The organism is Alkalibacterium sp., assembly GCF_046484155.1.
Lineage (GTDB): Bacteria > Bacillota > Bacilli > Lactobacillales > Carnobacteriaceae_A > Alkalibacterium.
The window spans coordinates 1-2671 of sequence record NZ_JAWOBT010000041.1; the positions used below are offsets into that span (position 1 = coordinate 1).

Consider the following 2671-nt stretch of genomic DNA (forward strand, 5'->3'; position numbering starts at 1 on the left):
GGTAAATATTCCAAATTTTTACTAACTCAAGCTAAGTTAAGGGTTGAGTCTGCACTTTCGAGGAAGAAATGACGGACTCACGCGCAGAAAAAAGCTGAGTCTGCACTTTTGAGGAAGAAATGACGAACTCACGCGCAGAAAAAGCCTGAGTCTGCTATTTCACGAGTGAAAATTATAATCCATTTAAAGCTGAGATATTCGTCAAACAGTAGTACCCTTATTAAAAGGAAAACCGGGAGAATCCTCAGAATAAAAGGATTCTTCCGGTTTCTCTTATCAAAAATCACTCATCTAAAACACCTGTCTCAAGTAGAGCAGTGAAGAGGTAGGCGCTTGATTGAATACCCGGATCGATACAACCAATAGAGCAATCGCCAAGGAAAGACGCGCGACCTTTAGTTGCTTTCATTTCTTTGGTATCCATCAGGGCCTCATCGATAACCTCTTTTGATAATGTCCCATCTTGTAAAGCATCAACAGCATGTGTCCACATATCGAGCAGTGTTTTTTCTCCTATTTCTGCTTTACCACGTTTGTTAATACCATCTAAACCAGCAGATAAGATGGCAGCTAGATCATTGGAATCTTTTGCTTTTGTTGACATCTCAATAAAAGCTGAACCATAAAGATGACCGCTTGCGCCGCCAACTTTACTGACAAGAGTCATACCAACTTCTTTAAATAAATCTGCCAGGTCAGCATAATCTCTGGATTCGAGTTTATCTATCAGAGCTTGAGCACCACGCTTCATATTGGTTCCGTGATCGCCGTCTCCGATAGCGGCATCTAACTCGTTTAAATATTCTTCATTCTCTGTAATTTTTTCACCAAATAAAACCAACCACTTTTTCACTTTTTCTATTTCAGTCATATTAACGAACCGTCCTTTCAAGTATCGTAATCAGGTGAATATCGCCTGTCAGCTGATTACTTCAACGGGCTTATTGAGATGATCCACCTATTTATCGTCTGTGATTTTCTATAAAAAGAGAGACTTCAGCTATCTCGATCACCGTCAGATAGTCGTCCGCTTTTTTGAAAACAAGATTTAATTTTTGTTCATCTTCCAACAAGCGTCTGGCGTCATTCATGAAGATGAACTGTTCCATCAATGGTGTCGCTCCCAGTTCGCTGACTAAAGCGGCAAAACGATTGCCTTTAATATCCATTTACGACCCGATAAGGCAGATCGATATTTTTCATTTTAAAAGTACTTCTTCTATTTATTTTCTTCACTATAATTGTACTCGTTTTGAGATGCAATTCCTAATTATTCACTTTACCAGCATAGATTTGGTATACTTGGTTTACCTGAAAAAGCACTATAGATATAAGCGAGGAGAGTAGCATTGAAAACACTTATTATTTTATCTCATCCAACTGTGGATGAATCAAGCAGTCAACAATTTTTAATGCATTCCTTACCTAAAGAGGATAACATCACATTACACGTGCTTGAACAAACGTATCCAGATGGCATGATCGATGTCGAAAAAGAGCAGGCCCTCCTGCTGGAACATGACCGCATCCTATTTCAGTTTCCGTTTTACTGGTATTCTTCGCCTCCTTTATTAAAGAAGTGGCAAGATGAAGTATTGACAGACCATTTTGCTTTTGGCTACCGGGGAAACAAGCTTCATGGAAAAGAATTTGGACTGGTACTGGTTATCGGACTGCCCGAGAAAGAATACCAGACCGGTGGACAGGAAGGGTTTAGTATCAGTGAATTGACCAAACCCTATCAGGCAATGGCAAAAAAAACAGGGATGACTTATTTGAAATCCTTAACCATCTTTCAGTTTGCTTACCTGACAGAACAACAGAAAATGTCACTGCTTATTGAGTATCAGCAGTACGTTAGTTTGAAACATCCTGTTTCTTTGAGAAGAAAAGAAGAATGGATACTCGAGCAATTAGAAAACACCTCAAGAGAAACATTACCGACAGAAGAGACCGATTTCACTCTTGAGGCTGTCAGCGAGGCGATTGAAGATAACCGGATGGAACTTGATGAGTTAAGTCTGCATATCGATAACTATGATGTATAAAGGAAGAAGTGGGAACGGATGGAAGACAAGCAATGGTTAATGAATCAGCTGGAGAAATTGTCTGAAGAAAGCCAGGATTATAAACAAAAGGCATTACTTCAAGCGACGAAAGCACTGCTGGAAGAACAGGAAAAGCGGAAAGAACAGCTTCAGGGAGAACTGGATGGCACCCTTTGGAGTCCGGGGAATTGGAATGAATAAACCTTTTTCGATCAATAATCAATATATGAAAAATCAGTCCTAAGACCGTTATCATACATACCTATCTTGTATATACTAGTATCAAGAGAAAAAAATGGAGGACGTACTGATGAAAAAAAGTTGGTTAGGTTGGGCACTCGTCGCATTGGTTTTAGTGACGTTTCAAGTCCAGACGGTTTATGCGCAAGACAATGAATTGGTTGAGATGGCAGTCTCTGTTGAATTGCTTGAAAACGGAACAGGCATTATCACTGAACAGAGAGATGTTATTCTGGAAAGTGGCACAGAAAACTATATCGTTATTCAAGAAGAAGACGGGTTAGAAGTGATCGACTTTCAAGTGGAGGGCTTGACTGAGGAGGATGAATGGGACTCGGATCGCTCACGAGAAGAAAAAGCCGGGACCTACGGTATCATAGAAA

Annotated in this window: 4 protein-coding genes and 1 pseudogene; 3 read left to right on the forward strand and 2 right to left on the reverse strand. The window is 40.0% G+C overall.

All coding sequences use genetic code 11. From position 1 onward, the window contains the following. Positions 1 to 283 precede the first annotated feature (283 nt). Together dhaL and R6U02_RS03315 are read right to left on the reverse strand one after the other, a co-directional pair. Positions 284 to 871 carry a dihydroxyacetone kinase subunit DhaL gene (gene dhaL / locus R6U02_RS03310; protein WP_410262215.1) on the reverse strand — a complete coding sequence of 196 codons (588 nt, stop codon included), beginning with the start codon at positions 869 to 871 and terminating at the stop codon, positions 284 to 286. 91 nt (positions 872 to 962) lie between these two features. Beyond that, positions 963 to 1169, reverse strand: coding sequence for a hypothetical protein (locus R6U02_RS03315; protein ID WP_410262216.1), 207 nt, complete (start codon positions 1167 to 1169; stop codon positions 963 to 965). A 180-nt stretch (positions 1170 to 1349) separates the two neighbouring features. Here R6U02_RS03315 and R6U02_RS03320 point away from each other — a divergent pair, with 180 nt between their 5' ends. The 3 genes and pseudogenes from R6U02_RS03320 to R6U02_RS03330 all read left to right on the forward strand — a co-directional run. Next, entirely contained in the window at positions 1350 to 2048 is a 699-nt protein-coding gene (locus R6U02_RS03320) for an NAD(P)H-dependent oxidoreductase (protein ID WP_410262217.1), read from the forward strand. Between the two features lie 18 nt (positions 2049 to 2066). Then, complete coding sequence (locus R6U02_RS03325; protein WP_410262218.1) at positions 2067 to 2249, forward strand: hypothetical protein; 183 nt, start codon at positions 2067 to 2069, stop codon at positions 2247 to 2249. Between the two features lie 109 nt (positions 2250 to 2358). Next, positions 2359 to 2671: pseudogene (locus R6U02_RS03330) on the forward strand (hypothetical protein); the annotation flags it as partial.